The organism is Nostoc sp. 106C (assembly GCF_002154725.1).
In the GTDB taxonomy this organism is placed as follows: domain Bacteria; phylum Cyanobacteriota; class Cyanobacteriia; order Cyanobacteriales; family Nostocaceae; genus Aulosira.
The window spans coordinates 1-783 of the sequence record NZ_MTAW01000174.1 but is presented as its reverse complement, the minus strand read 5'-3'; the positions used below and the strand labels follow the sequence as shown (position 1 = coordinate 783).

Below are 783 nucleotides of genomic sequence, written 5' to 3'. Positions count from 1 at the left end.
GATGGTGGATGTTGAATGTTAAATGTTGAATGCTGAATGAATGACGTAGAAAATTGCGCCTTACATGTGCGACGCCGGGCATACGATGTTTGATGTTAAATGTTATATGCTGAATGTTGAATGATAAAAACCAAAGAATGGATGATGAATGGCGATTGACGGATGTTTGGATGAGAAAACTAGAATTGAAAATGCTAGCGGCATTCACTTATGGACAATATTTATCTAACATTATTACAAAATCCACCACCGTAATTTTAGAAATCGTTAATGGTAATTTTTTTTAATTTTCCAATAGAATTTAAAGGAGCTAAAATTTCATTAACTCTTCTAATTGATGTAATATCCACCTTCTGATTAAATTTTAACTCTCTTAAATACTTAACAGCAGATTTCACAATTGCTCTGGAGGAATTGCTTGAAGCTAAAGAATCATAATTAGATATAACGTGTTGTGCTACTAGAAACTCAATGCATGTTTAATTTTGGATAGCCTGTTTCCATTTTGAAAATTGATAAATTGTAGAATGGAAACTCCAGATAGCTTGGATGTTAGTCTGGCAACGATTCCTGCATAAGTTTTCGCATAGTTCTTCTTTAGATTTAGATGGTCGCACAGTTGTGCAAATACTGTTTCCACCATCTGCCGTTTAGATCTGTTCTTTTTTGAATATTTCCTGTATTCGTGCTGATTGCAGCGGAAAGGAACTTTTAATTTTACCTGGTAACTTTCAAATAAATCAGCTTGAACTGTTTGAGAAATATAAGCTCTATCGCCCAACA

Annotated in this window: 1 pseudogene; it reads right to left on the bottom strand. The window is 33.7% G+C overall.

Annotated elements, in window-relative coordinates:
• Positions 1–460 precede the first annotated feature (460 nt).
• A pseudogene (locus BV375_RS37785) lies at positions 461–783 on the bottom strand (IS982 family transposase); the annotation flags it as partial.